This window comes from Streptomyces sp. URMC 126 (assembly GCF_051386555.1).
In the GTDB taxonomy this organism is placed as follows: domain Bacteria; phylum Actinomycetota; class Actinomycetes; order Streptomycetales; family Streptomycetaceae; genus Streptomyces.
Genome location: NZ_JBPQTX010000750.1, coordinates 1 through 300, shown reverse-complemented (window position 1 = coordinate 300; position 300 = coordinate 1). Strand labels below are relative to the sequence as shown.

At 69.7% G+C, this 300-nt stretch carries 1 pseudogene; it reads left to right on the top strand.

Annotated features, from left to right (window positions below):
* Positions 1 to 81: 81 nt before the first annotated feature.
* Positions 82 to 300, top strand: a pseudogene (locus tag ACSNOK_RS33745) (hypothetical protein); the annotation flags it as partial.

The following is a 300-nucleotide window of genomic DNA, read 5'->3' as shown; positions in this document are numbered from 1 at the left end:
GCGCTACGGCCTGTGGGAGACCCTCAACTCCATGCGCAGCGTCGACCGCGAGTGCCAGATCACCGTGACGGGAGCGGGAAAGTGACACGCAAACTCCGGGTCCGCCAGGCGCAGACCGTGCTGCCGTTCGGCGTCGGTGCCGTCATCGACGTCCAGGGCGAGTCCTTCGTCGCCGCCGGCATCGAGAACTGGCCGCAGACGAAGACCCCCGTTCCCTCCGAACGGCTCGCCGCCCGCCTCGGCGTCAGGGGCTTCTTCGCCGCACCCCACACCCTCAACGACCGCTATGACCGGCCCGAC